This is a genomic window from candidate division WWE3 bacterium (assembly GCA_026396615.1).
Lineage (GTDB): Bacteria > Patescibacteriota > WWE3 > JAPLWK01 > JAPLWK01 > JAPLWK01.
Map to the genome: position 1 here is coordinate 37,276 of JAPLWK010000010.1, position 26,198 is coordinate 63,473.

24 protein-coding genes are annotated in these 26,198 nt (G+C 41.2%); 20 read left to right on the plus strand and 4 right to left on the minus strand.

Annotated features, from left to right (window positions below):
• The 15 genes from mraW to NT141_03245 form a co-directional block, all read left to right on the plus strand.
• Positions 1-497 (plus strand): 16S rRNA (cytosine(1402)-N(4))-methyltransferase (gene mraW / locus NT141_03175; protein MCX6784046.1); only part of this gene is annotated, 497 nt, incomplete at its 5' end.
• A complete protein-coding gene (locus NT141_03180) occupies positions 494-790 on the plus strand; it encodes a hypothetical protein (GenBank protein ID MCX6784047.1) in 297 nt (98 codons plus the stop codon). The genes mraW and NT141_03180, both read left to right, overlap by 4 nt.
• A complete protein-coding gene (locus NT141_03185) occupies positions 777-2,468 on the plus strand; it encodes a penicillin-binding protein 2 (protein ID MCX6784048.1) in 1,692 nt (563 codons plus the stop codon). Before NT141_03180 ends, NT141_03185 begins: the two co-directional genes overlap by 14 nt.
• Positions 2,465-3,643, plus strand: a complete 1,179-nt coding sequence (locus NT141_03190) for a hypothetical protein (protein MCX6784049.1) — start codon at positions 2,465-2,467, stop codon at positions 3,641-3,643. Before NT141_03185 ends, NT141_03190 begins: the two co-directional genes overlap by 4 nt.
• Before the next feature lie 2 nt (positions 3,644-3,645).
• Entirely contained in the window at positions 3,646-4,656 is a 1,011-nt protein-coding gene (mraY, locus tag NT141_03195) for a phospho-N-acetylmuramoyl-pentapeptide-transferase (protein ID MCX6784050.1), read from the plus strand.
• Positions 4,657-4,659: 3 nt separating this feature from the next.
• A complete protein-coding gene (locus tag NT141_03200; GenBank protein ID MCX6784051.1) occupies positions 4,660-5,790 on the plus strand; it encodes an FtsW/RodA/SpoVE family cell cycle protein in 1,131 nt (376 codons plus the stop codon).
• Entirely contained in the window at positions 5,780-6,898 is a 1,119-nt protein-coding gene (locus tag NT141_03205) for a UDP-N-acetylglucosamine--N-acetylmuramyl-(pentapeptide) pyrophosphoryl-undecaprenol N-acetylglucosamine transferase (protein MCX6784052.1), read from the plus strand. The genes NT141_03200 and NT141_03205 overlap by 11 nt, the downstream gene beginning before the upstream one ends.
• On the plus strand, positions 6,849-7,286 hold the full coding sequence (locus tag NT141_03210; GenBank protein ID MCX6784053.1) for a hypothetical protein: 438 nt from the start codon (positions 6,849-6,851) through the stop codon (positions 7,284-7,286). Before NT141_03205 ends, NT141_03210 begins: the two co-directional genes overlap by 50 nt.
• Positions 7,287-7,332: 46 nt before the next feature.
• On the plus strand, positions 7,333-8,553 hold the full coding sequence (gene ftsA, locus NT141_03215) for a cell division protein FtsA (GenBank protein ID MCX6784054.1): 1,221 nt from the start codon (positions 7,333-7,335) through the stop codon (positions 8,551-8,553).
• A 22-nt stretch (positions 8,554-8,575) separates the two neighbouring features.
• A complete protein-coding gene (gene ftsZ / locus NT141_03220) occupies positions 8,576-9,679 on the plus strand; it encodes a cell division protein FtsZ (protein ID MCX6784055.1) in 1,104 nt (367 codons plus the stop codon).
• A gap of 38 nt (positions 9,680-9,717) precedes the next feature.
• The gene (locus NT141_03225) at positions 9,718-10,215 is read left to right on the plus strand and encodes a hypothetical protein (GenBank protein ID MCX6784056.1); all 498 of its coding nucleotides are present in this window, start codon (positions 9,718-9,720) and stop codon (positions 10,213-10,215) included.
• 8 nt (positions 10,216-10,223) lie between these two features.
• Positions 10,224-11,342 (plus strand): glycosyltransferase family 4 protein, encoded by a 1,119-nt coding sequence (locus NT141_03230; protein ID MCX6784057.1) that lies wholly within the window; start codon positions 10,224-10,226, stop codon positions 11,340-11,342.
• Positions 11,332-12,483, plus strand: coding sequence for a glycosyltransferase (locus NT141_03235; GenBank protein MCX6784058.1), 1,152 nt, complete (start codon positions 11,332-11,334; stop codon positions 12,481-12,483). The genes NT141_03230 and NT141_03235 overlap by 11 nt, the downstream gene beginning before the upstream one ends.
• Entirely contained in the window at positions 12,480-14,087 is a 1,608-nt protein-coding gene (locus NT141_03240) for a hypothetical protein (protein ID MCX6784059.1), read from the plus strand. Before NT141_03235 ends, NT141_03240 begins: the two co-directional genes overlap by 4 nt.
• Positions 14,071-15,585 (plus strand): glycosyltransferase family 39 protein, encoded by a 1,515-nt coding sequence (locus tag NT141_03245; protein ID MCX6784060.1) that lies wholly within the window; start codon positions 14,071-14,073, stop codon positions 15,583-15,585. Before NT141_03240 ends, NT141_03245 begins: the two co-directional genes overlap by 17 nt.
• On the opposite strand, the gene NT141_03250 is transcribed toward NT141_03245, so the two are convergent.
• From NT141_03250 to NT141_03260, 3 genes are read right to left on the minus strand one after another with little or no spacing between them, the layout of a single operon-like run.
• Positions 15,582-15,971, minus strand: coding sequence for a hypothetical protein (locus NT141_03250; protein MCX6784061.1), 390 nt, complete (start codon positions 15,969-15,971; stop codon positions 15,582-15,584). The two genes, NT141_03245 and NT141_03250, sit on opposite strands and share 4 nt — an antisense overlap.
• Positions 15,955-17,940: a hypothetical protein gene (locus NT141_03255; GenBank protein MCX6784062.1), complete on the minus strand. Its 1,986-nt coding sequence runs from the start codon at positions 17,938-17,940 to the stop codon at positions 15,955-15,957. The genes NT141_03250 and NT141_03255 overlap by 17 nt, the downstream gene beginning before the upstream one ends.
• An 18-nt stretch (positions 17,941-17,958) precedes the next feature.
• Positions 17,959-18,309, minus strand: a complete 351-nt coding sequence (locus NT141_03260) for a hypothetical protein (protein MCX6784063.1) — start codon at positions 18,307-18,309, stop codon at positions 17,959-17,961.
• Positions 18,310-18,400: 91 nt separating this feature from the next.
• Here NT141_03260 and NT141_03265 point away from each other — a divergent pair, with 91 nt between their 5' ends.
• The 5 genes from NT141_03265 to NT141_03285 are packed head-to-tail and all read left to right on the plus strand — an operon-like array spanning position 18,401 to position 24,494.
• Positions 18,401-19,981 carry a glycosyltransferase family 39 protein gene (locus NT141_03265; GenBank protein ID MCX6784064.1) on the plus strand — a complete coding sequence of 527 codons (1,581 nt, stop codon included), beginning with the start codon at positions 18,401-18,403 and terminating at the stop codon, positions 19,979-19,981.
• Positions 19,978-21,105 carry a glycosyltransferase family 4 protein gene (locus NT141_03270; protein ID MCX6784065.1) on the plus strand — a complete coding sequence of 376 codons (1,128 nt, stop codon included), beginning with the start codon at positions 19,978-19,980 and terminating at the stop codon, positions 21,103-21,105. Before NT141_03265 ends, NT141_03270 begins: the two co-directional genes overlap by 4 nt.
• Positions 21,093-22,226, plus strand: coding sequence for a glycosyltransferase family 4 protein (locus NT141_03275; GenBank protein MCX6784066.1), 1,134 nt, complete (start codon positions 21,093-21,095; stop codon positions 22,224-22,226). The genes NT141_03270 and NT141_03275 overlap by 13 nt, the downstream gene beginning before the upstream one ends.
• The gene (locus tag NT141_03280; GenBank protein MCX6784067.1) at positions 22,207-23,787 is read left to right on the plus strand and encodes a glycosyltransferase family 39 protein; all 1,581 of its coding nucleotides are present in this window, start codon (positions 22,207-22,209) and stop codon (positions 23,785-23,787) included. Before NT141_03275 ends, NT141_03280 begins: the two co-directional genes overlap by 20 nt.
• A 2-nt stretch (positions 23,788-23,789) precedes the next feature.
• Positions 23,790-24,494, plus strand: a complete 705-nt coding sequence (locus tag NT141_03285; GenBank protein ID MCX6784068.1) for a glycosyltransferase family 2 protein — start codon at positions 23,790-23,792, stop codon at positions 24,492-24,494.
• Here the strand turns inward: NT141_03285 and NT141_03290 are convergent.
• Entirely contained in the window at positions 24,416-26,191 is a 1,776-nt protein-coding gene (locus tag NT141_03290) for a glycosyltransferase family 39 protein (GenBank protein MCX6784069.1), read from the minus strand. The two genes, NT141_03285 and NT141_03290, sit on opposite strands and share 79 nt — an antisense overlap.
• Between the last annotated feature and the right edge of the window lie 7 nt (positions 26,192-26,198).

The following is a 26,198-nucleotide window of genomic DNA, read 5'->3' on the forward strand; positions in this document are numbered from 1 at the left end:
TGCGTCTGGACCCGCGTCTTATGGTCACGGCAGCCGACCTTATAAATGGGCTACCGGAAAAGGGATTATATGACATTTTTAAAGAATATGGCGAGGAGCCTGGGGCTTACCGCTTTGCTAAATTTGCTTGCCGCGCCCGTTTATTAAAGCCGATTAAATCCACGGCTGATTTACTGTTAGCGTTGGAATTAAACGGTCTTAATAATCGCGGGAGAATCCATCCGGCGACCAAAGTGTTTCAGGCTTTGCGGATCGCGGTAAATGGTGAACTTGAAAACTTAAAAATAGTCTTACCGATCGTTGCGTCAAAGCTTGCAAAAGGCGGTCGACTGGTCGTCATCAGCTTTCACTCGCTAGAAGATCGAATTGTTAAGAACTTTGGTAAGTCGGAATTAAGTCTTAAGGAGGTAAACGCGGTTGTTAGCGCGTCGCTTTTAGAAATTAACAGTAATCCGCGGAGCCGCAGTGCCAAAATGAGAGTCTATGAAAAAATATGAAATTACCTAACTTAGTAATTAAAATCTTTATCATTTTGGTCTTTGGTGGCGGGTTGGCTCAGTTGATCTTAGTTAATAATTCAGCCGGTTACGGATCTCAAATATCAAGGCTTACTCAGGAGCAAACAGTTCTTAACTCTGATATTGCGGACTTAAATAATCAATTAGCCAAAGTTAACTCTTTAGAAAATATTCAGGACCGGGCGACGAGGATTGGTTTAGCAAGAGTTGGTAGCAATTTTGAATATCTTTCGTCGAAAACTGTCGCGGTTATTCCAAATGCCACGCCATAAAATCCTCTTCATTTTTTTTATAATAGGTTTGTCCGTCGTTTTAGTACGACTTTTTAAAATTCAAATAATCGATCACATTAAATACAGTCAACTCGCCTTTAATCAACATTTCATGACTCAGGAAATTGCAGCTCCCCGTGGTGATATTAAAAGTAGTGACGGCTTCCTACTCGCCGGTAATTTAACCAAATATTTAGTTTATGGCGAGCCTAAAAAAATTACCGATGCCGCAAAGACCACTGAAATACTAATGCCTTATTTATTCGCGGATCTTTATAAACCGGCTCTGATGCAGCGAAATATTAGTTTAATAAAAAATAATGAGCTTGACATTAAATACGCTTTATCCAGGCAAGATTTGTACTGGGTAGCTTTGGTCCACCAAATAGATTTAGAAACTAAAAAGCAGATTGAAAATTTGGGAATACCCGGAATTGGCTTTCGGCCTGAAGGTTCCAGATTTTACCCGGAGCCGGGGTTGGCGACGGATATTTTGGGAATGGTTGGGCAAGCTAAAAATGGTGACCCTAGAGGCTATTTTGGAGTTGAGGGCTACTACGATGGCGATTTAAGAGGTCGTCCCGGAGAGGTTAGCCAAGAGCAAAACGCCTTTGGACAACCAATAGTACTTGGAAATTATCAAGAAATCGCCCCGATTCCCGGGGAGACTATAAATTTAACTATTAATCGCTCCATTCAATATATGCTTGAGCAAGGATTAATCGCGGGTCTTCGTAAATATGGAGCCGATTCGGTAACTGGAGTAATAATTAATCCGGGAAGTGGGGAGATTTTAGCCATTAGTTCTAAATATAAAGGGGCGAATTCTGAGGCCAGTATTTCTGGAGTTCCTCGTAACGCGGCGATTGCCAGTAATTACGAGCCCGGTTCGGTTATTAAACCTTTAACTCTGGCTTCCGCTTTAGATCAGAATTTAATTACACCGGATACTATTTACGACGATATCGGCCCGGTCAATTATTCCACTCACTGGGTTGATAACTGGGACTTAAAGCACCACGGAAAAATTACCATGACTCAGGTTTTAGAACTATCTAATAACTTAGGAGCCGCTTGGGTAGGGTTGAAGCTGGGGGCCAGTTCACTGCATGATTATCTGCTTAAATTCGGACTGGGGGAGCTTTCGGGCATTGATTTGCAAGGCGAAACTTCGGGTATTATTAGAAATTTAGCTGATTGGCGAGACATTGACACCGCGACAGCCTCCTTTGGTCAGGGAATTTCGGCCACTCCTCTTCAAGTCGCTGCCGCCTTTTCAGTTTTTGCCAATGGCGGTAACTTGATCCGTCCCCACATAGTTAGTGGTAGCAGCACACCAGTTAGGCGAGTTATTGCGGAGACGACGGCAGCGACGATGACCAAGATGCTAACTTCAGCAGTAAAAAATGGCGAATCAAAATACTTTAATTTAAAAAATTACGTGATCGCCGGTAAAACCGGGACCGCTCAAATTGCCGTCAACGGCTCTTACGATCCCAAACAAAGCAACGCCACCTTCGTCGGCTATTTTCCAAATGATCCTAAATTTGTTATGCTGGTAAGGCTTGAGCGCCCTACTACCAGCATTTATGCCGCGGAAACGGCGGTGCCTTTGTGGATGTCGATTGCTCAGGAATTAGCTTTAAACATGCATATAGCCCCGGATACCGGTCTATGACATTAAAAATACCAGGAAATACTCGTCTTGTTGGTGAAGTAACTCCCACCGGTTCTGTTTTTTCGGCGATTACACTAGCCTGTGCCTCCGTGTTGTTTTCGGATGAGGTTATTTTGGAAAACGTTCCTCAGGTTTCGGCCTTTATTAAATTTTTATCTAATTTAAAGATTCAAGGAACAAGTTTTTCATGGATCGGGAAGAACGCTTTATCATTATCAACTCCAACAATTATTTCTTCGGAAATTCTCGATTCAATTATGGTTCCGGTAATGTTGGCTAGATTTGGTGAGTTTAAAATTCCCAAAACCTTAGTTTCAAATGTACTAATCAGTTGGCTTAAGGCTTTGAACGTTGAACTATTAATAACTTCAGATGTCATTGGAGGAAAATTATCCACACCCAGGCCATTAAATTTAAATTTAGAAAACTCTTTGGAGATTAGTCTGGCGTCTTTACTATTAGCGGTTAAAATTTCCGAAGAGAGTACCTTCACCAATTTTTTAATTACTGAAGAAACGCTGGATTTAATAGCCTTCTTGCGAAGCTCCGGGATTACCGTAATCGAGGACCCTAAAATTGCAGGAAACCTAAAAGTTACCGGAGCAACTACCCTGGAAAAATCAAGCTTTACTTTATCCGCTTCCAGCTTTGAGGCCGGTTTTTGGTTGGCCGCTTCAATATTAAGCTGCGGGGATATTAAAATCATTAATGCTCCCAAGGAACGCTTAATTTCTTTGTTATCTAAACTCACCACTATGCAAGCAACCTTTGATTTTTCAGGTAATAGTCTTCGTATTTGGCGCGAACCCAGTCATAAACTGCTGCCACTGGATATCGAGATTAATAAAACCCAATTTTTATACGATTTTTTGCCGGTACTGGTCCCCATATTGTTAACTGCGTCGGGAACATCTAAAATTATTGGGGTAGATTTAGTGGAGGAACTGGCTACCTCTGATCTGAATTTATTTAACGCTAAAATTTCCGATAACGAAATTATCGGACCGGCCTCTTTAAAAGGTAGTAAAGTGGCGATCACTAATTTTTATAATGGCGTTTCTGTTCTTCTTGTGGCTCTGGGGTCGGGAAGCCGCAGCGAAATACTGGAATCGGAAAGTATTTTAGATTATTTTGATGGTTTGGAAGCTAAACTAAAATCTTTATATAGTTCTTAATTATGATGCTTAAGCTTATTGGTGCCTCATTATTATCTTTCGCGTTTTCATTTATTTTAGCCATTCCGTTTATTAATTTATTATTTAAGTTAAAATTTAAAGACAGCGCGAAACTAAGTATCGATTTTAAAGGCCACCCAACGTTATTCAATCAACTACATGGTGGAAAAGTTGGCACTCCAACCGGTGGGGGAATACTAATTATTGTTTCTTCCGCTATCTTCACTGCCTTAATTTACGTTTTTACCAAATTTCATTTTAACGACACCTCTTTTATTTTATACTTTTCCATGGTTTCTTTCGGACTACTGGGTTTTTATGACGATTTACGTAAATTTTTCGGTAAGAGCGCTCCCGGGGCTTTAAAGATGCTGCGATTACCTCATAAATTAGCCCTTCAGATTATTTTAGGTTTAGTAATCGGTTTTTTACTTTTTACTCGGATCGGTTTACATACTTTGTGGCTACCACTGTTAGGAATTTTCGATTTGGGTTATTTATATATTCCTTTCGCGGCAATCGTTGTAATTGCCACTACAAACGCCTTTAACATTACTGATGGTCTAGACGGCCTAGCTTCGGGGTTACTAATGATTGCGTTAATCCCATTTTGGTACCTGTCTTCCAGCAGTGCTTTAAGTGGCGATATTGGCCTGTTTATTGCAGTTATTATTGGCAGTTTAGCCGCGTTTTTATACTTTAATATTTTTCCGGCCCGTGTTTTTATGGGAGACACCGGAGCTTTGGCCCTGGGGGCAATGCTGGCGACGATAGCCCTTCTTTCGGGACATCCGGTTGTTCTGATCGTCATCGGTGGCATCTTTGTGGTTGAAGCTGTTAGCAGTTTGTTGCAGTGGGGATCGATGATAACCCGCAATAAGAAGATTTTTTTAATTGCCCCTATACATCACCATTTTGAAGCCCTTGGCTGGCCGGAAACTAAAGTAACGATGCGTTTTTGGTTAGCCGGAATTTACTTAGCTCTTCTGGGTATTTTTGTTTCACTGCTCTAATTTATGCGTCACCAAAGTGTGCCTAAAATTCATCAGCCTGACTGGGTTTTATTTTTCATTTTACTGGGACTATTAGTATTCGGAATTATCGCGGTTTACGATGCTTCAGTGGTTACGGCCGCCAATGTTTTTGGCGGTAAGTATTACTTTATGTTGTTGCAGCTTTTTTGGTCGCTAGTTGGTATTGCGGTATTTTTTGTGTTTTCTAACTTAAATTATCAAGTATTCAGTAAATTTGCCAAGTGGTTTTATATTATCGGTTTAATATTTTTAGTATTAGTACTAATTCCTTCCCCATTTGCTCCTGTAATTAATGGGGCCAGGCGCTGGTTTTACATAAATCCCAGCCCCTTACCTTTATTACCTTTCTTTGGTCGTTTGGGTTTTCAACCGGCGGAACTGGCTAAATTTTGTTTAATTGTTTATTTATCGAAATTATTTACCGATAAAAATCGTCGCACCGTTATTATTTTCCTTGTTACCACTGCCGTTTATGCGATATTAATTGGACTGGAGCCGGATTTTGGTACTTCCGTAATTACTCTGGGTATCGGTCTCTCGATTTTCTTTATATCCGGGGCTTCTTTAGCTTATTTCGCGGCGGGGTTGCCTTCAATATTCGCGGTCGGGCTGGTTTACGTTTTGTCTTCCGCTTATAGAAAAGCCAGATTACTCACGTTTATAAATCGCAGTAGTGTAGATAACAGCGGGGCCGGTTACCATATTCAGCAAATTTTAATTGCTTTGGGGTCCGGTGGATTATTTGGAATTGGTTTGGGGAGTTCTCGTCAAAAATATGGTTTTGTGCCGGAGGTCCAAACAGATTCTATTTTAGCGATAGTTGGTGAGGAGTTGGGTCTTCTGGGGACGTTACTTTTGGTAAGTTTTTTTGGCTTATTAATTTGGCGGCTATTAAAAATAGTCGGAACCGCTCCCGATAATTTCAGTAAATTTATTACAGTTGGGTTTTCCTCATGGGTTGGCGTGCAGGTTTTAATGAATTTAGCCGCCATGACTCATTTAATTCCGCTTACCGGTGTTCCCCTACCCTTAATTTCCTACGGTGGCTCAGCGATGATTTTTATGTTATCGGGACTTGGCGTAGTATTTGGTATTAGTAAATATGCAAAATAACAAAGTAGTATTTGTAGGTGGCCACCACACGCCGGTCTTAGCGATCATTGAGGCTTTACAGAATAATTCTCTAGAGTTTGATTTTTACTGGGTGGGACACCGGTTTTCGATGTGGGGAGACACTCGCGATAGCGCCGAATATAAGGAGGTAACGGCTTTAAAGATTCCTTTTTTTGACCTGAAAGCGGGTAAGTTTTATCACACTTATAACCCTTTTAAACTAATTAGAATTCCTTGGGGATTTATTCGAAGTTTTTGGTATTTGCTTCGTCTTCAGCCGGATTTAGTCGTCACTTTTGGTGGCTACCTCTCCGTCCCGGTCGCCTTTAACGCTTGGTTGCTTGGGATTCCAGTCATAACTCACGAACAAACCGTTACTGCGGGTCTCGCCAATAAATTCGTGGCTCATTTCGCTAAGCTTATTTTGTTAACGTGGCCGCAGTCCTTAAAAGAGTTCCCTAAAGATAAATCGGAAGTGATCGGGTTGCCTTTAAGGTCGGAAATAGTGGCGTCAGCCCAGTCTAAAGAAGTTTTTGACGCAACATCGCCAAAACCTCTAATTTATATTACCGGAGGGAAGCAGGGGTCACACGTGATTAACGAAGCCGCTCTACCTATTTTGACTGAGTTGCTTGATCATTTTAGAGTGGTCCATCAGTGCGGCAGTAATTCAATAAACAATGATCTGGATCGTCTTCTTAAGTTCAAGATGACTCTGCCTTCTGAGCAGACCAGAAATTACGAGGTTAGCGATTACTTTGACGCAAAGAAGGTCGCGAAAATTATGCGAGAAGCGTCATTAATTATCTCTCGCAGTGGGGCTAACACGACCTATGAACTATTGGCTTTTGGAAAGCCGGCGATTTTAATTCCGCTTCCAAATGTGTCTCATAATGAGCAGTTTCTCCAAGCCAAAATCCTAGCAGATACCGGAGCGGCAATAATTATTAATCAATCTGATTTAACTCCAGCAATTCTTTTAGATACAATTAATAAGATGTTTTTGGAGTTGCCGGATTATAAAGCGAGAGCGGAAGGGCTCCGAAATTTAGCTTGTTATGATGCTGCCGAAAAGTTCGCCCAAAAAATTACCACTTTTATCAAGTAAAAGTAAGTTTAGGGTAAATCTTAAATTATTTTTAGTGGTTATCGTTGTCATTGTTGCTCTAGTTGCCGCGTGCTTAATAATTAAGTGGCGGCTAGATAGGCGAGTTAATCCTGTTTCTCCGCAAATTATTCAGATTGTGCCGCCAAACACCGCGGCCATTTCGGAAATATCACTCTATTTAATTCAAAAAAATTTAAAGCCGGAAAATATTACTTTTAAAGATACTTACGTAAATTTCGAAATAAATGGCACTCTAATTTATTTACCAATGTCTGATTTAGATAACCAATTGGGCGTTTTTTGGCAAATATGGGATAAAATAAGACTCACTAATAAAAAATTAACAAAGTTGGATTTAAGATTCCACGATCCGGTAGTTTCTTACTGATTTAGTGTTGACACGCCAAACCCACTAGCCTAGTATTAGGCTACTAATGTCCAAAGAAAGACTGATTGCCGCAATTGATATCGGATCTTCGAAGATTGCCACCATTATCGCCTCTGTTACTGAGGAACGACTTTCGGTAATCGGTGTTTCCACGGTTCCTTCCAGGGGGATTCGCAAGGGTGTGGTTGTCGATATTGACAATGCCGTTAGTGCCATTTCCAAGTCTTTAGAGGCCGCCGAGCGGATGGCCGGTTGTAGCGTTTCCCAGGTTTTAGCTTGCGTTGGTGGTAGTCACATCGAATCTCTTAATTCACACGGTGTAGTAGCCGTTTCCCGGCCCGGTAGCGAAATTGTGGCCGAGGACGTTACTCGAGTTACCGAAGCGGCTCAGGCGGTTAGTTTACCCTCCAACCGTGAAATTATTCATGTCATTCCTCGTGACTTTATCGTCGACTCCCAGGACGGGATTCATGAGCCGGTTGGGATGAGCGGGGTTCGTTTGGAAGTGGAAACCAATATTATCTCCGGTTCAGCGACCGCTTTACATAATTTAGCCAAATGTGTGGAGCAGGTGGGCGTGTCTATTTCTGATTTTGTGTATTCCGGTCTCGCTTCGGCCGAATCAATTCTTACCGAAACGGAAAAAGAATTGGGAACGGTTCTAGTTGATATTGGCGGCGGAACTACATCAATGATCATCTATATAGAAGGTTCTCCGGTTTTTTCATCAGTGCTTCCCATGGGTGGCCAAAATATTACTAATGATTTGGCAATTGGATTAGGAACGTCTTTGGAAAATGCCGAAAAAGTAAAACTTAAATTAAGCAGTGCTTTAAAGGAGGATGTTGATATTAACGTTAAAGAATTGGGAATCGAGGGTACTGAAATTATTCCTAAAAAATATTTAACTTCTATTATTCGTTTTCGATTAGATGAGCTGTTTAGCATAGTTAGTTTAGAGATTAAAAAGTCGGGGTTTTCCGGGAAACTGCCGGCCGGGGTGGTTCTTTCCGGAGGGGCCGCCAGAACCCACGAAATTGAGCAAGCGGCCAAAATGGTGCTAAAGTTGCCGGTTCGCGTAGGCAGCCCTCGGGGAGTAGTTGGTCTGATTGACGAAATAACCGGGCCGGCGTATTCTTCTGGAATAGGCGCCTTGCTCTATGGTCAGAGCTTAGACTTAAGTCGTGAATCCGGAAACGGCGCTAAAAATAAAGTCGTTAATATTTTTGTTAAAGTGAGAGAATGGATTAAATCGTTTTTACCGTAGAACTGCCCCCAAATTATCCAAAATGGCCCAAATAAAACCGGAAGTGGAAAAATTTGCCAAAATTAAAGTTATTGGAGTAGGTGGGGCTGGTGGGAACGCTCTTAACTCCATGATTGCCTCAGATTCGATTCGCGGTGTTGAATTTATTGCCGTTAACACTGATGCTCAAGACCTCGCCCGTAACTTGGCTGGCATCAAAATTCAAATTGGCAAGGAATTAACTCATGGTTTAGGCAGTGGCGCGAATCCGCAAACCGGTAAACAAGCCGCTGAGGAGTCGGAAGCCTTGATTAAAGCGCAACTGGAGGGCTCAGACATGGTCTTTATTACCGCCGGAATGGGTGGCGGAACGGGAACAGGGGCCGGGCCGGTTGTCGCCAGTATCGCTAAGTCTTTGGGGGCGCTTACCGTTGGAGTTGTTACCAAGCCGTTTGCTTTTGAGGGAGCCATTCGGGCTAAAAATGCCGAAATCGGAATCGCCAATATTAAAGGCAAGGTTGACGCGCTAATCTGCATTCCCAATCAAAAGCTTTTAGAAACAGTCGACCGCAAAGTGTCACTGTCTGACGCCTTTAAAGTAGCTGATAATGTCCTTGGCCAGGCTGTTCAAGGAATATCTGATCTTATCGTTCTTCCCGGTCTCATCAACGTTGATTTTGCTGATGTCCGCACAATTATGACTAACGCCGGATCGGCAATGATGGGAATTGGTTTTGGAAAAGGCGAAGATCGGGCTATTATGGCAGCCCGAAACGCTATTTCTTCACCGCTTTTAGATGTCTCGATTGACGGGGCGACCGGGATTTTATTCAATGTTATTGGCGGGCCGGACCTTGGCATGTTTGAAATTGACGCCGCCGCTAAGATTATCAGCGAATCAGCTAGTCCTGAAGCCAATATAATCTTTGGGGCAGCTATTGACGATCGTTTAACCGATCAAATTCGAATCACGGTAATCGCCACCGGATTTGAGGGTAACATGGGATCGCCTCTATTTACTCGAACGATGCCGTTACCACGTCCTATGCCGGAAAAACCGACGACGGAGGAAAAGAAAACCGATAGCGACAAAGAGCTTTTTGGTGATGATAAGTACGACATTCCCACCTTCTTGCGGAAGCGCTAGTTTTTGGTGTAGGCTCGTATTGGGAAGAAGGTGATTTAATGAATTATTCAAATAATGTAAGTGGTTCCAAAAATATATTAATTCCGGTCGCTATTATCGCTGGTGTTTTGGTTTTAGCAATCGGCGGTCTTTTCGTTTATCGCCAGGTTAAAGCTACCGCTACAGCCTCTAATGTGCTTGGTGCTAATAATACCGTTGCTAATAGCAGCCCTTCGCAGTACTGGTCGGTGTCGTTAAATAACGGTGAGACGTACTTTGGGAAGCTTAATCCCAACGATTTGAACGGCAATTACATTAATCTTTCGGAGGTTTATTATTTAGTTAAATCAACTGATAATACAGCGGCTGCTCCGGCCGCGAAGGGGGCGACTGCACCAGCTGCCGCAGCGGCGACTCCCGGCTACACTTTAGTGCACCTGGGGAACGAAGTGCACGGTCCGGCAGATAAAATGATGATTAACAAGGATAACGTTTTGTATGTCGAGCAATTGCGGGCAGATTCTAAAGTGGTTACCGCTATTACCGGTGGGAAATAAAATTTAGAATGCGCGTATTAATGATATCAAGTCGGTTCTATCCTCATCAAGGTGGGGTAGAGCAGGTAGTCTTAAATTTAGCTAAAAGCTTTCAGTGCCTCGGGCACCAGGTTTTGGTTGTTTCGGCGCGGGCTCCTTGGTCTCTGCTTCCAAACGAAGATGTTGAAAGTGTTCCCGTAAAAAGGTTGTTTTTAGGTTTGCCGTTTCGGGGCCTCCGTTCCACTTTGGGGTTTGTCCCATTGTTTTTTATAACACTTATAAAATTTATAAATATTATAAAAGTTATAAAACCCGATGTTATAAACCTCCACTTCGTAGACGACGCGGCTCTTTACGCTTGGATTATCTCGGTTTTGACTGGAGTCAAATTGGTGGTAAGTCTTCACGGTAACGACGTTGAAAAGTTTCCTATTGAGTCAGCTTGGTCGAGGTTTATTTTAAAGTTGGTTATTAATCGGGCCGTTAAAGTGACCGTAAACTCAAATTATTTGCTGACTAAAGTTGAAGCGCTCGTTCCCGGAGTTTCCAATAAAGCGGTGGTGATTGGCAACGGTCTTAATTTGTCGGAATTTGTCAACGTTGCTAGTTACATAGCTTCAGATCCGTATATCTTGGGACTTGGTCGCTTAGTCGCCAAAAAGGGTTTTGATGTGTTACTCAAAGCTTGGGCTAAATTACCGGTTGATTTTCCGTACAAATTAATTATTGCCGGCGATGGAGAAGAACGAAGTAATTTAGAAAAACTGACAAACGAACTTTCGCTAACGTCAAAGGTAACCTTCCTGGGAGCGGTAACGCATAAGGTCGCGTTGCAACTTTTTAAAGGCGCTAAACTTTATATATTGCCGTCGATTTTAGAACCTTTTGGGATTGTGCTTTTGGAAGCGATGGCCTTGGGATGTCCTATTATCGCGTCTAATACCGGAGGTGTTCCCGATCTGGTCAAAAATGATAAGACGGGAGTGCTTTTTAAGACCGGAGATGTTACCGAACTGTCGTCAAAGCTAGTTGAGCTTATTTATGATGAATTGGAAATGAATCGGTATATTCAAAACGGTTTAACTTTTACTCAAGATTTTGCTTGGAATAAAGTGGCAACTAAATATTTGGAAATCTATGGAAAATAAAAATCATACACCGGTCATCTCCCATCTAATCTCCGAATTCATGCAAAGCAAGCAGTCTTTTACGTATCGTCAATTTATTAATCACACTAAATACAAAGTCGTGGCTTTAAGTCGGTTTTATTTCAAGGGATCACGCGAGATTTTTCCGGTCGATGAATTACATTTTTTAACCAGTATTGGTCATATTTATGATTTCTGCGGCCGTTATTTTCCGAAACTACTAGATTTGGCTTTTGATCATTTTTTAAAGTACTGGGTGGTAATTCGCCACATCGAACTTCTCCATATTCATTTTGGCACTTTGGGGGCCAAACTGGCGCATCTGCGCGATCAACTCAAGATTCCCTTCGTCGTCAGTTTTTACGGTTCCGATACCACATCTTACCCACTAAAACCAGAATGGCAGCCGCTGTACAAAGAGATGTTTGCCAATGTTGACTGTTTTTTGATGCTTTCGGAAATTCCCCGGCAGCAATTAATAGCCTTTGGGGCGCCGGCTGATAAATGCTTGATTCTTCCGCCATCGGTTGACCTCTCGCACTTCACTTACAAAGAACGAGTGCCTTCAGATGAGATCAAGTTTTTAATTACGGCTCGTTTCGTGGAAAAGAAAGGTCATTTTATTTTACTGGAAGCTTTTAAGAACGTCGTTACCAGCGGACGCCTAGTCAAACTGATGATCATAGGGCACGGTGATCTTTATGGAAAAATTAAAGATAAAATAGCGGCCGAAAATTTAGGGGACTTTGTGGAGTTAATTGACGTCACGGGAATTACCGATTTCCACAGTTTTATTTTGCCAAAATATCACGAAGCCGATGTCTTCGTTCTACCGTCAATCGTTGCCGCCGACAACGACCAAGAGGGGACACCGCTTACAATTCTGGAAGCTTCAGCGACCGGTCTTCCCATTATTAGCACCAACGTTGCCGGTGTTCCTGAAGTCGTTCGGGATGGCATCACCGGTTTCGTGATTCCTCAAAAAGACGTCACCGCATTAACCGAAAAAATGAACGAGCTTTACGATCAACCTGAGGTCAGACTAGCCATGGGTAAAGCGGGCCATCAGTTTATGGTCGATAATTTCTCGACGACCAGTTTGCCAGAGAGACTCGATAAAATTTACTCTCGTCTTTTATGAACTTTTTTAAGAAAATTTCCGGAGAATCGTGGGCCGTGGCAGCCATTTTGGTAGCCTCTGCGGTGGTTCGGACCGTGTCTGCCTTTGTCGTATCGGGGGAGAGTGGGGGAGACTTTTACAACTACCTCTTAATGGGGAAGAGCCTCCTGGCGGGCGGCAGCATCTTCATCGAAAAGCGTTTACCGATTTATGCTTTACTTCTCATTCCAGGGCATCTAGTAGGGCACCCACTGGGCTACGCGCGAGTTTTAGGGATCGTTCTGGCTATTTTAACCTTGTACTTTTTCTACCGCTTGCTGAAGGATTTACGACTTCCCAGCATAGTTGTAGTAACGTCGTTAATCCTACTGAGCTTTCAACCCACCTTTTTCCTTTTTTCCATTCGGCCGCTTAGTCACACCCTATTTGATTTGGAAGTAATTATGAGCCTCTACCTTTTCGTCCATCTAACTACAGGCTTTGTTACTACCAAAAAAATCAATTATTTATTGCTTGGTCTCTTTGGCCTAGTTTTGGGTATTATGTCAATGACTCGTCACGAAGGTTTCCTGGTCACCGCTGTTTTTCTAGTTTGTCTTTTTATTTTTTTCTTTTATCAGTATCGCCTTCGTGGTCTCCGAACCATTGCGTCGACCCTTTTCAAAGTTTTGACACTACCCGCATCAATTTTTATTTTGACGGTCTTACCGTGGTTTATTTCTAATTACCAGCGCTTCGGAAATTTTTTATACACTCAGTATCAGACCGATAACGGCCTTAATGTTGCGTATAATTTGACGTCGGTATTAGAGAACCTCAACAAAATGCGTCAGATTTTTATAGGGATCTGGAGTAGCTCGAGCATTTTACATTTAACCACAGAAATAATTCCAATTATTTTCATCTTAGTTTGGTTGACCTTCGGAATGCGACTCGTTAAGAAATCGATCGTCCTTGCAAGTGGGTTAATTATTTTAGGGGTACTCGCCTTTGTTTTTCGATGGCCGCTAAATTTAGGTTTTGTGGTCGCGGTACTAAGTATTGGATTGACGGCCATCGGTCTTTTTAGCTTGACGACAAAGATTAAATGGCAAATCGCACCGATTATAATTATTTTCTTAACCCAGTTTGCTTTTTTGACTTTAGTGCAGCCTTGGTCACGTCACAGCCAACATCTGTTTTTTATCCCGATATTGCTTCTGTCTTTTGGATTTTATAAACTAGTATCAACTTACCTAACTAAGGCGACAGCTGTTTGCTGTTTCATATTTGTTTTTCCAATAATACATTATTTTTTTCGGACAGATGTTCAGGTTGTAAAAGACTACAATACTTCTGGTCTTAAGAATCAACCGCTGTCGCAAACTTTAGTTGACTTTCAAAAATATCCTGATGGAGAGGTTCTAATTTCGACCGAGTTTAACGATAAGTTTAATAATGATTTGGCGATGGTTGAATATTATTTAGGATCTCGGATTACATACGACTGGAAAGTTTCGACCCGCTTCGTTTTAGACTATAATGATTCTACGGCATCGAGTCTTTTACCTAAAGAAACGTTAAGGCCGCTAGTACAAGAACAGACGGGCGATAATTGGGCTCAAATTTATGAAGTCACTAAGTAAAAAACAGGAACTATTTTTAACGCTCATTGTCTTCGTGATCGCCGTCGCCATTGGCTTTTATCTTCGCTACGTGGCGGCAAGTACACTGCCAATGATCAATGACGAAGGTTCTTACCTCTTCGATGCTTACCTTTTAGGTCAAGGTCATCTCCCCTTCCTGACATCCTTCTCGCGAGCGCCAGTCTTTATGATCCCACTGGCTTTATGGCTAAAGATTTTCGGCGTCAGTATTCTAAGCGGTCGTCTTTTTGCTGTGTTAGTAAGTTTGGGGTCTAGCGTAGTTTTATATTTCTTAGGCAAAGAGTTAAAAGGTAAAGCTTTAGGAGTTGTGGCTTTTGTAATTTTTGCCACGATCTCGCCGGTTGCCATTCATGGAAGTTACGTGCTTACGGAAAATTTAGAAATATTTTTAGGACTACTGGGATCACTATTTTTAATTTACTCTCTTCGAACGCGGCCGTGGTTCCTATCGATTGCCTCTGGTGTTTGTTTTGGTTTAGCAATAGCGACTAGAGAAACGGCGGCGGTGTACCCATTATTTCTATGTATAGCAATCCTCGTTTTAAGATTTAGTAAACAAACGCTACTGCGTTTAGCGCTTTGTGGGTTAGCCACCTTCGGAGTTTGGGCGGTAATGTGGGGTGGGATTGCCTCACAAGTGGGACTAGGCCATGTCGTAAAAAATTTTCAAGCGATTTTAAAGATGCATAGTACTGGGGTTAAAGTTTCAACTGGCTTTGTAATTCGCGAGAAGCTGGGCGAAATCTGGTATCTAAAAATTGATTATTTGATTTTTTACCTTTCTACTATTGCTTTTGCGATTTTGGCGGTCACTAAGAAGTGGTGGCGTAATAAGCAGATTTGGTTTCTACTAGCTATTGCTGGTGGTCCAATTCTATTCTACGGCGTTTATTACCAACGCATCCAGCCGGAATATTTCGCGAGCTTTATGCCTGGTTTTACTTTGATGATGGCGTATGTGGTTGTGGCTATTTATGAATGGCTAAAGACCCGGTCAGCATCTGTAGTAACATCGGTTGGCATCGCCGGCGTCATTATTTTCGGGATTACGAATCTACTTACTTTTACCTATCAACTTAAAAATAACCGCACTGGAACGTTTTATTTGCAGCCGATGGCAAATGTTGTCGCTTGGTTTCAAGTTAATACCCAGCCGACGGATGAGATTTTTACCGCGGCCGTCGGGATTCCTATGTTTAGCGGTCGCCACTTGGCACTAAATATTTCCCGGCCGGTAATCTATGGTTACCCGCACATTAAATCGGATATTAAATATGCCTTGTTCCCCACTCCACAGGCGATTATGGATTATTTAACGGTGAATCAAACTAAGTATTACATTGTGGAAAAAGCAACCAGAGATAGTTTTTACAACGGGCATTCAGAATTAAAGCAGTTTCTAGAAAGTAACTTTAAGCACTTAAAGACTTTTCCTAATCCTACTAATCCGATTGAAGTTTGGATTCGGAACCCCTAAGGGGCCCCTTTGGGGCGGTGCCTCTGTTTAAAAATAAAATAAGTTGCTCCAAATAAAGATCCCCAACCAATCAGCCACATAATCGCTGGTACCCCTTTAATTAGGAAAGTGTTTATTAGTCGTTGTATAAACAGGTGAGTATCGGGGTTAATTACAACTGTCTCGACTGTTTGTTTTAGCAGCGGTTCCATGATGTGCTTGTTGTATTCAAATTTTATAGCTAAAGTCGCAAAGCCAATCAGATAGACCGCGGCGATGCGCTTAAGCTTGAAAACCAAAACCCCTAGAGAAATAATTGCCCCAGCCACATAAACAAAAACCAGGCCATTGTGCGCAAAAAGCTGGAAGAATCCAATAATGACATTGTGTTTAAGGTCTTGGTACATGCCCTGATTTTATCATTAATGTGACCGTGGTGAACAAAAGCGCTAAAAATGAGATCACTAAACCATCGTAAATAAATGGATTCCAATATCTTATTACCAAAGTACCGGGTTGGTTTATCGTAACTGACATGAAAGCACCGTTTTGGGCAATTTTTATAGGCATATTATTAAGTGTGGCTTGGAAGTAAGGGCTGTAAGTCTTACTTATTAGAATTTGGCCTTTCCCAGTGGGAACTTTTAGGGTAGTAACAAGTGGTGAGCTTTTTGTAACTTGCGCTGTTTGGTAATTAGTTAAAGGCTCCTCATTTGGTACAAACGCGAATTCTGAAACAAACTTGGGATTTTTATAAATTTTAACCAAATGATCCCAAGGTATTAGGTTTGATTGATTAAAATAGACCGTGAGCTCCCGATGCTGATTTTCCACTAAGGTTTGAAAATTCCCAACATTGCCTTTGGCAAGTTCCTGGCACAAATTATTATCTTCATCTCGGCACTCATTCGTAAAAGCAATCAGCGGGGCACCAATTAATGACCAACTCGGTTCGGAATTAAACTTATTTAAGCAATTTTCTAAAAGTGGGTTACAATTCAGGCTATTGTCTAAGGCATTTTGGGTGTCTGTCGTCCAACTAGCCCCAAAATAATAGGGGTCATCACCAAATATGGGGGTGTTATTTAAAAAAGTCGCGTACGGCGGGGCTACGGCGATCCAATTGCGATTATAATGTGGAAAATAGATCCGACCGCCTGTTTGATCTAGTAAACCTTTAATTTTTCCTAAGTACGAAAAATCGGCTAGTTCTTGTTTGTAGTTAAATAGTAAAAATCCAAAACTGTAACTTTTTGTTCCAAAGGTGGCCGGTCCCCACAGTATTTCCACGAAAACCAGCAGCGAAATTGTTAAAGCGCAAAAATAAATTAATAACTTACCGTTTAGAAATCTTTTTAGAGTTCTAAAAACGGCCACAAATCCAACGATCCCAATAATTACTGGAATAACGCGGAAAGCTAGGTTGATAACTCGGTTGACGTCAATAAGTCGACCAATAATATTTTCTTGGAAAAAGAAGGCTATGAGCCAAGCCACAACTGGGATAAGCGTTAATATCGGTTTTTTAGTTAGAATTAATTGGGCTCCTTTAACAATTAGAAAAACATTAGCAATTACCAGGAGCGCTAGGGTTGATGGGATAACGGTGAAGCGGTTAAAGATCGGTGCTGTAACAAGGAGGTTTGAAATGGGGCTGTCAACCGTCAGTATGATCCCAAGGATTAGTACTCCCAGAAAAGCTTTCTCGATTGGCTCAATTGGCCTCTTTTTGACTATTTTGAAAGCTAGCCAGCTTAATCCAAAAAGTAGCAAGATAAAACCGATTAGCCCTGGAGTAAATATTCCCGTTAGCCTTTGGTCGGGAATGATTGGTAAGTAGTAAACGAGAAATTGTTTTAAAGTTAGATGATTTATCCGGCTTCCAATAACGGTGGAGGTGAGGCGACTTGAGCCGTTCACAGCCATTAGGCCTACCACTGGCAGTAATTTAACGGCGTAGATTAGCCCAGCCAAGATTCCGGAAAGCGCTAACCACCCTAAGTACTTGATTTTGCTTTGAGTGGAGATTGTGTAAACAATAGCAAAAACTGCCAGGCCGATTAAGATGAAAAACGCAGTATTCGGGGAGCCTTCGAATAGAAAGGCTGTTGGAATAGCCAGAAGGCACAAGTATTTCTTCTCTTTTGTTTGAAAATAGGACCAGGTGAACAAGAAAATTAGTGGTAACCACTTCAACGAGAATAGGTACTCAGTGCCGGCACCTTCTGATAGTCGATTAGTAACATAGCCATTGAACATGTAACAAATTCCGCCAATTGTTGCCAGCTCCTTTGATTTAAAAATTCTGTAAAATAAAAAGAAGGAAAAAAGTCCACAAAGAAATATTTCGATGACGAGTTTAATGTTAAATCCCAAATAGGCGTTATTTAGAAATCAAAGTAGAATTGTTGGAGAGAAGTATGGGGACAGAGGGTGGGCGAAAATATCAAAACCACCTTCAAAGAGGGTGTTCCAAATCGGAGGCTCTCGAAACTGCAAAATAGTCTTGCCGAAATATTGGAAGAACGGCAGATTTAAGTGATTGGCATCGGCTTGAGCAATGGCCATTCCGTTAAGAAGCAGCTTACGCATTAAAAAGCCTACTAAACCTAAAAACCCTATAAAAATATACCAATTTTCGAAAATGTCTTTTTTGAATTCTTTTAAAATTAGCAGAAAATAAACTAATGGTGCTGTAATTATAAAAATAATGAGGAGCCAGTTCCCAAAATCGTAAAAATTCATAGCCGTAATAATACTTGCCAAGTTTAACCTTCTTGATATCAGCTCGCAACTATCGTTGTCACTCTGACCAAGAAGTTGTTAGAATGGTCACGTGCCGAAGCTTAAAACGTCGAAATGGCCGTTATCCTTACTACTTGTTGGTTTGTTTGTGTTAACGGTAGCTATCAGGATTCCAGTTTTACGATCGGTTGGGGAGACGTGGGACGAATACGCGGTGGTTTACTACGGCGAAACTTATTACTCAGCCTTTAAAAATCTTGATTTTAGCGTGAGCTCCTGGGAACAAAATTACGAACATCCGCCGGTGGCGAAGTATATTTATGGATTAAGTCGACAAGTTACAAAAAAGATTCCGTTTATCAAAGCTTTGGATAGTGAGTATCATAGCGATAAAGAATACACATTACCTAGGGTTGTGTCAGCGATCTTTGGTGGGCTTACGGTTGTTTTAGTCTTTTTGATAGGGTCAACTTTGTTTAATCGCAAGATTGGACTAGCGTCGTCGTTAATCCTAAGCGTTCTTCCTCATTTCATTGCGTACACTTCAATTGCATCACTGGAGTCTATCTTCATCTTTTTCACGACTTTCTTTATTTATTGCCTTATTAAAGCTTTGAAATCAAATAATTGGCGTTGGCATCTGGCCACCGTCATCGCCTTGACGTTATCCTTCGCAACTCGTTTCAATGGCACTTTTTTTGTGGCCCTTTACGCTGTCATTATTGTTTTCTTCTATCGTCAGCAACTGCTAAAACTTAAGTTTAAAGAAATCCCATGGCCGGTTTTATTGTCTCCGATTATTTTCTTAGGTCTATTTTTTGCATTGTGGCCGTGGTTGTGGATCACACCATTTAACATTATTAAAACTTTTCAACATTCCTCTGGTGGGCATACCGGTGAGTATTTTTTGGGAAGTTTAGGCCAGCCTGGTTGGTATTACTACATTGTCTATTTCCTAGTAACGACACCCGAAGTAATGTTAGTTTTATTTGGTATTTTTATATACACACTGATTAGGAAGTTGGCGAGTTGGAAGTTAGAGGTTGGAATTAGAAGTTGGAAATATTTCCTACTACTCGCTTGGTTTCTGACGCCATTCCTGGCTTCGTTCGTGGCTTTTAAGCAAAACGGCATTCGTTACGCCGTTTATTTTATGCCAGCGCTAGCCTTGATGTCTGGAGTAGCTTTAATAAAACTGTTAGACGCCGTCAAAAAATCGATTTATAAAATTATGGTCGCTGTGATTGCGATGGTTGGCTTGTTATATCCGGTTGTTTTGTTTTATCCTTACTATCTCGACTACTACAACTTGGCTTCCGGCGGCCCGAAAGCGGCTTATGAAAATCGATCCTTTGTTATCAGTTGGTGGGGAGAAGGAGGACTAGCCGCGGTAAGATATATTAATCAGAATGCGCCTCGTGGTGCCGTGGTTCGAACGCTTTTTACACCGGCTCACACTTTAATTAAGTTTAGGGATGATTTAGCAATTCATAACGGTTACGATCCTTTAGGACATGACGATTATATATTGACTAATACTTATTACGATTGGTATGGAAATCCTAAGAATCTAGTAGACTTAAAGAACTATAAAGTAGTGTATGGGATGGCTACTCCCAATTGGTCGCTATTTTCGGCACCACTAGTTCGAGTTTATAAAAGAGTTATATGAGAATCGCGATTTTTATTAAGAACACAATTTATCACGGAAAATACGGGGGACTAGAAACGCAAAATGAGAACTTGGTTCAGGGTTTGCGTGAGGCTGGTCATGACGTCATTGTCTTCGCACCGGCTTCAGAATTGTCAGTTTCTGGATACATATTCGTACCTAGGACAACACCTGGGAAGTACGACGAAGCGTGGTGGCAAAAGAGTTTAGCCGCTTTTGAATCACTTCATGCCGTCAAACCATTTGATATTGTTATTTCCCAAAGTGCAGCTGGGGCAGAAATTATTAAAAATAAAGAGCGACTTCATGTTAAAACAATAGTCGTCGCGCATGGTACTATTTGGGGCGAGGTCAAAACCGTACTTAGAAAAACCAAATCTTTTAAAGATATTTATTTTGCTTTTAAGGCAGTGGCGTTTGGATTGAAAACTTACTCTGGACTCGATAGGAAGTATTTATTAAGTGCTGACCATATCATCGCCGTTTCTCAAGCAGTTAAAAAAGCTTTGACTCAGGAGTTCCCGTTAAGAAACGATCACATAACCGTAATTTCTAATGGGATTGATATTTATAAATATATTATCGCTGATGAAACTAAAGTGCCAGTTAATTTTTTGTATTTAGGGCGTCTGGAGAAAGAAAAAGGGTTAGAATTACTACTCATGGCTTTTAAGAACGTCCTTGAAAAAGAGCCGACGGCAACTTTAACTATTGTTGGTAGCGGCCCTTTTAAACTGCAGGCTTCAGATTCAATCACTATCCTGGGTGCAGTTGACTACAAAGACGTGCCTCGGATTCTCGCTTCGGCTTCAGTTTTTGTACTACCGACTTTGCGTCACGAGGGGCTACCTATGACTTTAGTGGAAGCAGCGGCCTCTGGTCTTCCGCTGGTCGCTTCGGATATGGGAGGTATCAAAGAGATAGTCAGAGACGGAGTTAATGGCTTTCTGTTAAAATCTGGTGACGCTTCCGTGCTTTCGGAAACATTGGTTAAACTCGCAAAGGATCCAGAATTACGTCATACGCTGGGGCAGGCGTCACGCCAAATTGCCGAAGCCGAGTTTTCATTGGAAATAATGATTATAAACTATATAAAGGTTATAAAATTTATATGCGGATCCTAAGAATAATTTATGATTGGCCGCCGCCGTGGGATGGACTCGCTCCGGCCCCTTTTGCTTTTACTAAAGCTCAGTCAGCTTTGGGAAATGAAATCCATGTGATTTGTGGTGGTGGTTCGTTACTGTTTAAAAAGCGGGAAGCTGCGTCGCTCCCAGGTGTTAAAGTTACCCGTCTCCCCAGGACTTTACCACTAGTCGGTCCGTTTTTTACAACGGCGGTGCTGGTCCCTTTTGCCTATTTTTATCAGAAGCTAACCTGGAAACCGGAGGTAATTCATGGTCACGGTCACGTAAATCTTTGGCTGAATGTCTATAAATATTTCTTTGGTTGGTTAGACAAGACTCCGTATGTACTTCATTTTCACAATACCGCTGCCGGTCGGGAACTAAACACTCACAAAAGTGTCCCGTTTTTTACGAGATACGTGGAGTGGCCACTTCATAAACTTTCTGATTGGCTGGGAACAAGGGTGGCCGATAAATTAGTTTTTGTCTCCAGCGAAACAGCCGAGGAGGCCAAGAATCTATATGGCGCGGATCCGGCGAAGGTTATCGTGTTAGAAAATGGTGTCGATTGCGAGTTATTTAATCCAAGTGGACAAAAAACTGCTGTCTTTCCCTCAGGGAAGACTTTACTTTATCAAGGATCCTTAAAGTCTCGAAAGAGAGTTGACGTTTTAATAAAATCTTTGGCGCTTCTTCCAAGTAATATTAATTTGGCGCTTATTGGCCCGGATACTGAACCAAACCTCCATCAAATTGTTGTTGATTTAAAACTTGAAAAGCGCGTTAAATTTTTAGGGTACTTGCAGAATTCCGAAACTCCTCAGTATTTTCGGTCTTCAACTTTGTTTGTAATTCCTTCCAGCTATGAGGGTTTTCCGAAAGTAGTCCTCGAGAGCCTAGCCTGTGGCCTTCCGGTTCTCGCTTCCGGATTTAAAGTTGAGCCACCAGTTGGAGGCATGAGCATTAAAGAATTTAGTGACGAAGTCGCCTTGGCCGCGAGTATTGGCGAAACACTAATGAACTTACCAGCGGTCGACGTTACAGCCATAAAAACCAGATTTGATTGGTCAGTTCTAGCAGCTCGTCTGCAGGTAATATATGAAAGCATGGCTCACTAATCTTTGGAAAAACTACAAAGTTTTGATTGTCTTTCTAGTAGTTTTGACGATCTTTCGAATCGCAATAATAAATATTAATGTCACTGAATGGGGTGACTCTTTTAGAATTCTACGCGCCGCAAAATATTTACTTAATCTCACTTATCCGCTTGATGAAAAACGCTTACCATTTTTTTCACTGCTACTGTCACCCGGTATTCTAGTTCTTGAGCCTGTTTTGTGGGGTCGAATCTTTGCAATTGGCATGACCATAGTTAATCTATTTCTAACAGCTATTCTTTTTAGAACTTTATTTCCAAAAGTTAAAAATTCCGTCATTACACTCGCCGTAGTTCTCCTGGCTATTAATCCGATCTTTTTTTATTGGAGCCTTCGAATTATGGCGGAGACGACTTTCGTTTCATTAGTTCTGCTGGCATTTATAGTTTATTTCAAAGGTATTCGGTCGAATCGTAGTTGGTGGCCGTATTTCCTTGGCTTAGTTCTCGCTTTAGGAGCGCTGACCCGTTACGAAGGGTTTTTACTGTCTGGATCTTTTGGCTTGGTCTTTCTACTAAAGCGGCAATGGTCAAATATATTTAAAACATTTAGTGTGTGGTTTGTTTTAGTCGCCCCTTGGTTCGTCTTGACAAAATTGATATTGCACGGCGGAACGAGTAACGCGTATGTTTCTGAACTAGGAACGTTTAATTTTGATCTAAATCGCTTGGGTTACTTTATCACTTATACCCTGTTCTTTTTAGGTTATCCAATTCTCTTAAGTCTAATCGTTCCAAGTATCATTAGTTGGCGTAAGCGTCTGGTGTCTGTCATTCATGCTGCGGCGACGAGCCCTTTGTGGATTTTTGTAGCGATCGAGGTCGCTCTCTTTTTCGTGTGGACGCCATCATTACCGCGAATCATGCTATCAGTAATTCCTGTTGCCTACATCTTTGCTACTAAAGCTTTGAGTGATATTGATTTTAGGACTAATCGAAAAATATTGATTTTGTCATCCTCACTTCTTTTAATAATGTTTGTAGTCTTGCAATTAAAATTCCGAATGTATTTTTTAGTTTTGTCGAGGTTGGGTGAGGTCTTGATCATTGGGCTGTCGATTTTAGGAATAATTGCAATGTGGCGAAACTCTAAAAAACTATTTTTGACAGGACTAATTTTATCATGTCTGATCGGGTCTTTTGTGGTCGTTGCAAACCAGAGACTTGTTTACTCTACAATATATGACGTGTCTTTAAAGGCTGCAGGGCTTCCGGGAAATATCGCTTTCTCAGATGAGACTGGTGTTTCAGCTTGGTATTTAGGCAACAAGGGTGTTTATTACAATCCGTCGACGCCAATGGACGTTACCAAACAGACTGAGTGGCTTCACCAAAACAATATTGCCTATGTTATAAACACCAACGAGTTTAATCGGGGTGACGCACTAAACTTGTCAAAACTAGCATGTAGTCAGCGAGTTAATGTCACTATCGCCGATACTTTGGACATAATTACCCAGCGGCTTGGCTTGCTAAAAAATAAACAGTATCCTGTTTTGTATAGTGACATCTGCAAAGTGTAATTATGAGTAAATTATCGATTTGTATTCCTGTTTATAACGAGCAGGCGACTATTAGAGAACTTTTAGACAAAGTCACCGCGGTGCCACTTGATAAAGAAATTATTGTGGTCAACGATGGTAGCACCGACAGGACCCCACAGATTCTGGCTGAGTATGCAGATAATCATCATATTTCGGTATTTAATAAATCAAATGGCGGGAAGGGAACGGCTTTAATCGAGGCTTTTAAACATGTAAGTGGGGACTATGTTGTAGTCCAAGACGCTGATCTCGAATATGATCCCTTTGATTTCGTAAAAATGCTTGCAACTGCGGAGTCTAAAAATGTCACAGTAGTTTACGGCAGTCGTTTCCTTGGAAAGCCTTTGACAATGTCAGTTCTAAAGAATTATTTAGCCAGCAAATTATTATCGTTTTTTGTGTGGCTTTTATACGGTCAGATGATCACTGATGAGTCGACGTGCTACAAACTTTTTAAAACAGAAGTTTTAAAACAGATTCCTTTGGAATGTAAGCGCTTCGAATTTTGTCCAGAAGTGACAGCGAAGGTTTTAAAAAGGGGCATCAAAATTATCGAAGTCCCAGTCTCTTTTAATCCACGGGATGCCAAAGACGGAAAAAAGATTAGCTACTTAAAAGATGGTTGGGAAGCGGTGGCGACGCTTTTTAAGTATTCTTCACAATTCAAATCCAGAGGTATCTCATAAATTTTTATCAACGGACCGATTTTTGGTGATGAGACTTTAGGGTCAAATACTTTTACTAGTTTCCATTTAGATACTGACGCAAAGTAATTAACCCAAGATTTATAGAAATCTGGATAATACTTTTCAGACTCTTGGCTGATTATCGCGGACGCTATAGAACTGTTAACGACTAAGTATCTCCGAGGGTACTCTAAAGTATCAGCTTGGCAAAACACTGTTTGCAGAATTGGAGCTAGAGATTTATTAAGCGGGGCATAAGTGCTTCCACAATGCGGATACCCTATCTCTACGACATTGTTTAGTCCATATTTATAAAGAGGTGGTGAGGCGTAGCTGGTAGCATTAAAAATTAGATCATTCCCAGATAAGTTACCAACAATCCAATTCGCTGCTTCCTCCCGCGTGTCGATCTGCTGACTGGCGTTTAGGAAAATGTATGTATTAATCCCGCTGGGAGCGATAAGTATAATTAATAAACTACTGCAGCAAAAGATCCTTAGCACCCGTGATTTTTTAGCAGCTAATTTATAAATTTCTACTACTAGAGCAGCGATAACCGGGATCATTAGTGGCATAAATGGCAGCAGGCGACGTAGTGCCATCGAATTAGTACCGCTGTAAAAAATTACTCCTAACACGAACGATAAACATAGTAATCTAATCTTTCGGTTTTTATACAGCAGTCCCCAGATAGTTGCTGCAGCTAGCAGGATAGATCCCGGCCACCCCAAAGCCTCCTTAAATGAAGATGGGTTTAAAAGCGGCAAGGTTTCAATACTAATGCCATTTCCAAAAAAGTATTGCCACGGTCCAAAGCCTCTAACATCGGAAACACAACCTGATCTCATCGTGTCGGAAATACCTTTAAGGGCCATAATTGTTTTTTGAAAATAGATAATGGTGGCTGGTGATAAAATTACAAAAGTAAATCCTGTTAGTATTCCAATCAAAGCTATGTTTCGTATGGTAGTAGTGACAGTTGCTTCTTTACGAAAAATTAATGCCCCAAAAATAATTAGTAACGGTAACGCGAGAATGAGAGCTCCGGAATTCATGGCAAGCGCGATTCCAAAAGATATTCCGACTAGAACAATATTTTTGATTGAGTTTTTTTCATAAAGTCTAAAAAAACAGTACATAAAAAATAAATTGAAAAGCGCGCTAACGTTGTAAGGGGAGATGGTATGGGCATAAAAAATTAAGTAGTAGCAGAAGACACTCAGTATCAAAGAAATCCAAGCTACGGTATTATCAAAATATTTTCGGCCGAATTTAAATAAAACAATAGGTACTAATGCTGTGATTAGAGCGGTGAATACCCTTGCCAGATTAAAAAAATCCGGTCTTGTCCAGGTGTGGATATCGTTCAATAAACTTGGTAACAATTTATGGCCAATTTGCCATACTTCTTTAAAGATAGTAACTAAGACAAAAAGTAAATTCGTATATCCTTGGGGATGGCCGTAAAAATAATCGGTATTAATAAAACTAAGAAAACCGCCAGCGCCAGTTAATTTTGATAAATTAAAAACCAGATTTAGTGATGGTCCAAAGAAATCAATCTCGTCCGGGTTTTCAAAATTGTCGAGTTTAGGAAGCCCATGAGAAATAAAAGCTATTCTCAGATAAATTCCTAAAGACACAAGACCAATAAAAATAACCGCCGATAATATTTTAAATCTTTGTTCTTTAGACATATTGATA

Excerpts from the sequence above, each read along its gene's own strand:
- NT141_03230 (MCX6784057.1), top strand. The coding sequence starts at position 10,224 with ATGCGCGTATTAATGATATCAAGTCGGTTCTATCCTCATCAAGGTGGG.
- NT141_03205 (MCX6784052.1), top strand. The coding sequence starts at position 5,780 with ATGCAAAATAACAAAGTAGTATTTGTAGGTGGCCACCACACGCCGGTC.
- NT141_03240 (MCX6784059.1), top strand. The coding sequence starts at position 12,480 with ATGAACTTTTTTAAGAAAATTTCCGGAGAATCGTGGGCCGTGGCAGCC.
- NT141_03210 (MCX6784053.1), top strand. The coding sequence starts at position 6,849 with ATGATGCTGCCGAAAAGTTCGCCCAAAAAATTACCACTTTTATCAAGT.
- mraY (MCX6784050.1), top strand. The coding sequence starts at position 3,646 with ATGATGCTTAAGCTTATTGGTGCCTCATTATTATCTTTCGCGTTTTCA.
- NT141_03190 (MCX6784049.1), top strand. The coding sequence starts at position 2,465 with ATGACATTAAAAATACCAGGAAATACTCGTCTTGTTGGTGAAGTAACT.
- NT141_03225 (MCX6784056.1), top strand. The coding sequence starts at position 9,718 with ATGAATTATTCAAATAATGTAAGTGGTTCCAAAAATATATTAATTCCG.
- NT141_03200 (MCX6784051.1), top strand. The coding sequence starts at position 4,660 with ATGCGTCACCAAAGTGTGCCTAAAATTCATCAGCCTGACTGGGTTTTA.
- NT141_03185 (MCX6784048.1), top strand. The coding sequence starts at position 777 with ATGCCACGCCATAAAATCCTCTTCATTTTTTTTATAATAGGTTTGTCC.
- NT141_03270 (MCX6784065.1), top strand. The coding sequence starts at position 19,978 with ATGAGAATCGCGATTTTTATTAAGAACACAATTTATCACGGAAAATAC.
- ftsA (MCX6784054.1), top strand. The coding sequence starts at position 7,333 with ATGTCCAAAGAAAGACTGATTGCCGCAATTGATATCGGATCTTCGAAG.
- NT141_03290 (MCX6784069.1), bottom strand. The coding sequence starts at position 26,191 with ATGTCTAAAGAACAAAGATTTAAAATATTATCGGCGGTTATTTTTATT.
- NT141_03180 (MCX6784047.1), top strand. The coding sequence starts at position 494 with ATGAAATTACCTAACTTAGTAATTAAAATCTTTATCATTTTGGTCTTT.
- NT141_03280 (MCX6784067.1), top strand. The coding sequence starts at position 22,207 with ATGAAAGCATGGCTCACTAATCTTTGGAAAAACTACAAAGTTTTGATT.
- NT141_03235 (MCX6784058.1), top strand. The coding sequence starts at position 11,332 with ATGGAAAATAAAAATCATACACCGGTCATCTCCCATCTAATCTCCGAA.
- NT141_03260 (MCX6784063.1), bottom strand. The coding sequence starts at position 18,309 with ATGAATTTTTACGATTTTGGGAACTGGCTCCTCATTATTTTTATAATT.
- NT141_03245 (MCX6784060.1), top strand. The coding sequence starts at position 14,071 with ATGAAGTCACTAAGTAAAAAACAGGAACTATTTTTAACGCTCATTGTC.
- NT141_03250 (MCX6784061.1), bottom strand. The coding sequence starts at position 15,971 with ATGTACCAAGACCTTAAACACAATGTCATTATTGGATTCTTCCAGCTT.
- ftsZ (MCX6784055.1), top strand. The coding sequence starts at position 8,576 with ATGGCCCAAATAAAACCGGAAGTGGAAAAATTTGCCAAAATTAAAGTT.
- NT141_03275 (MCX6784066.1), top strand. The coding sequence starts at position 21,093 with ATGCGGATCCTAAGAATAATTTATGATTGGCCGCCGCCGTGGGATGGA.
- NT141_03285 (MCX6784068.1), top strand. The coding sequence starts at position 23,790 with ATGAGTAAATTATCGATTTGTATTCCTGTTTATAACGAGCAGGCGACT.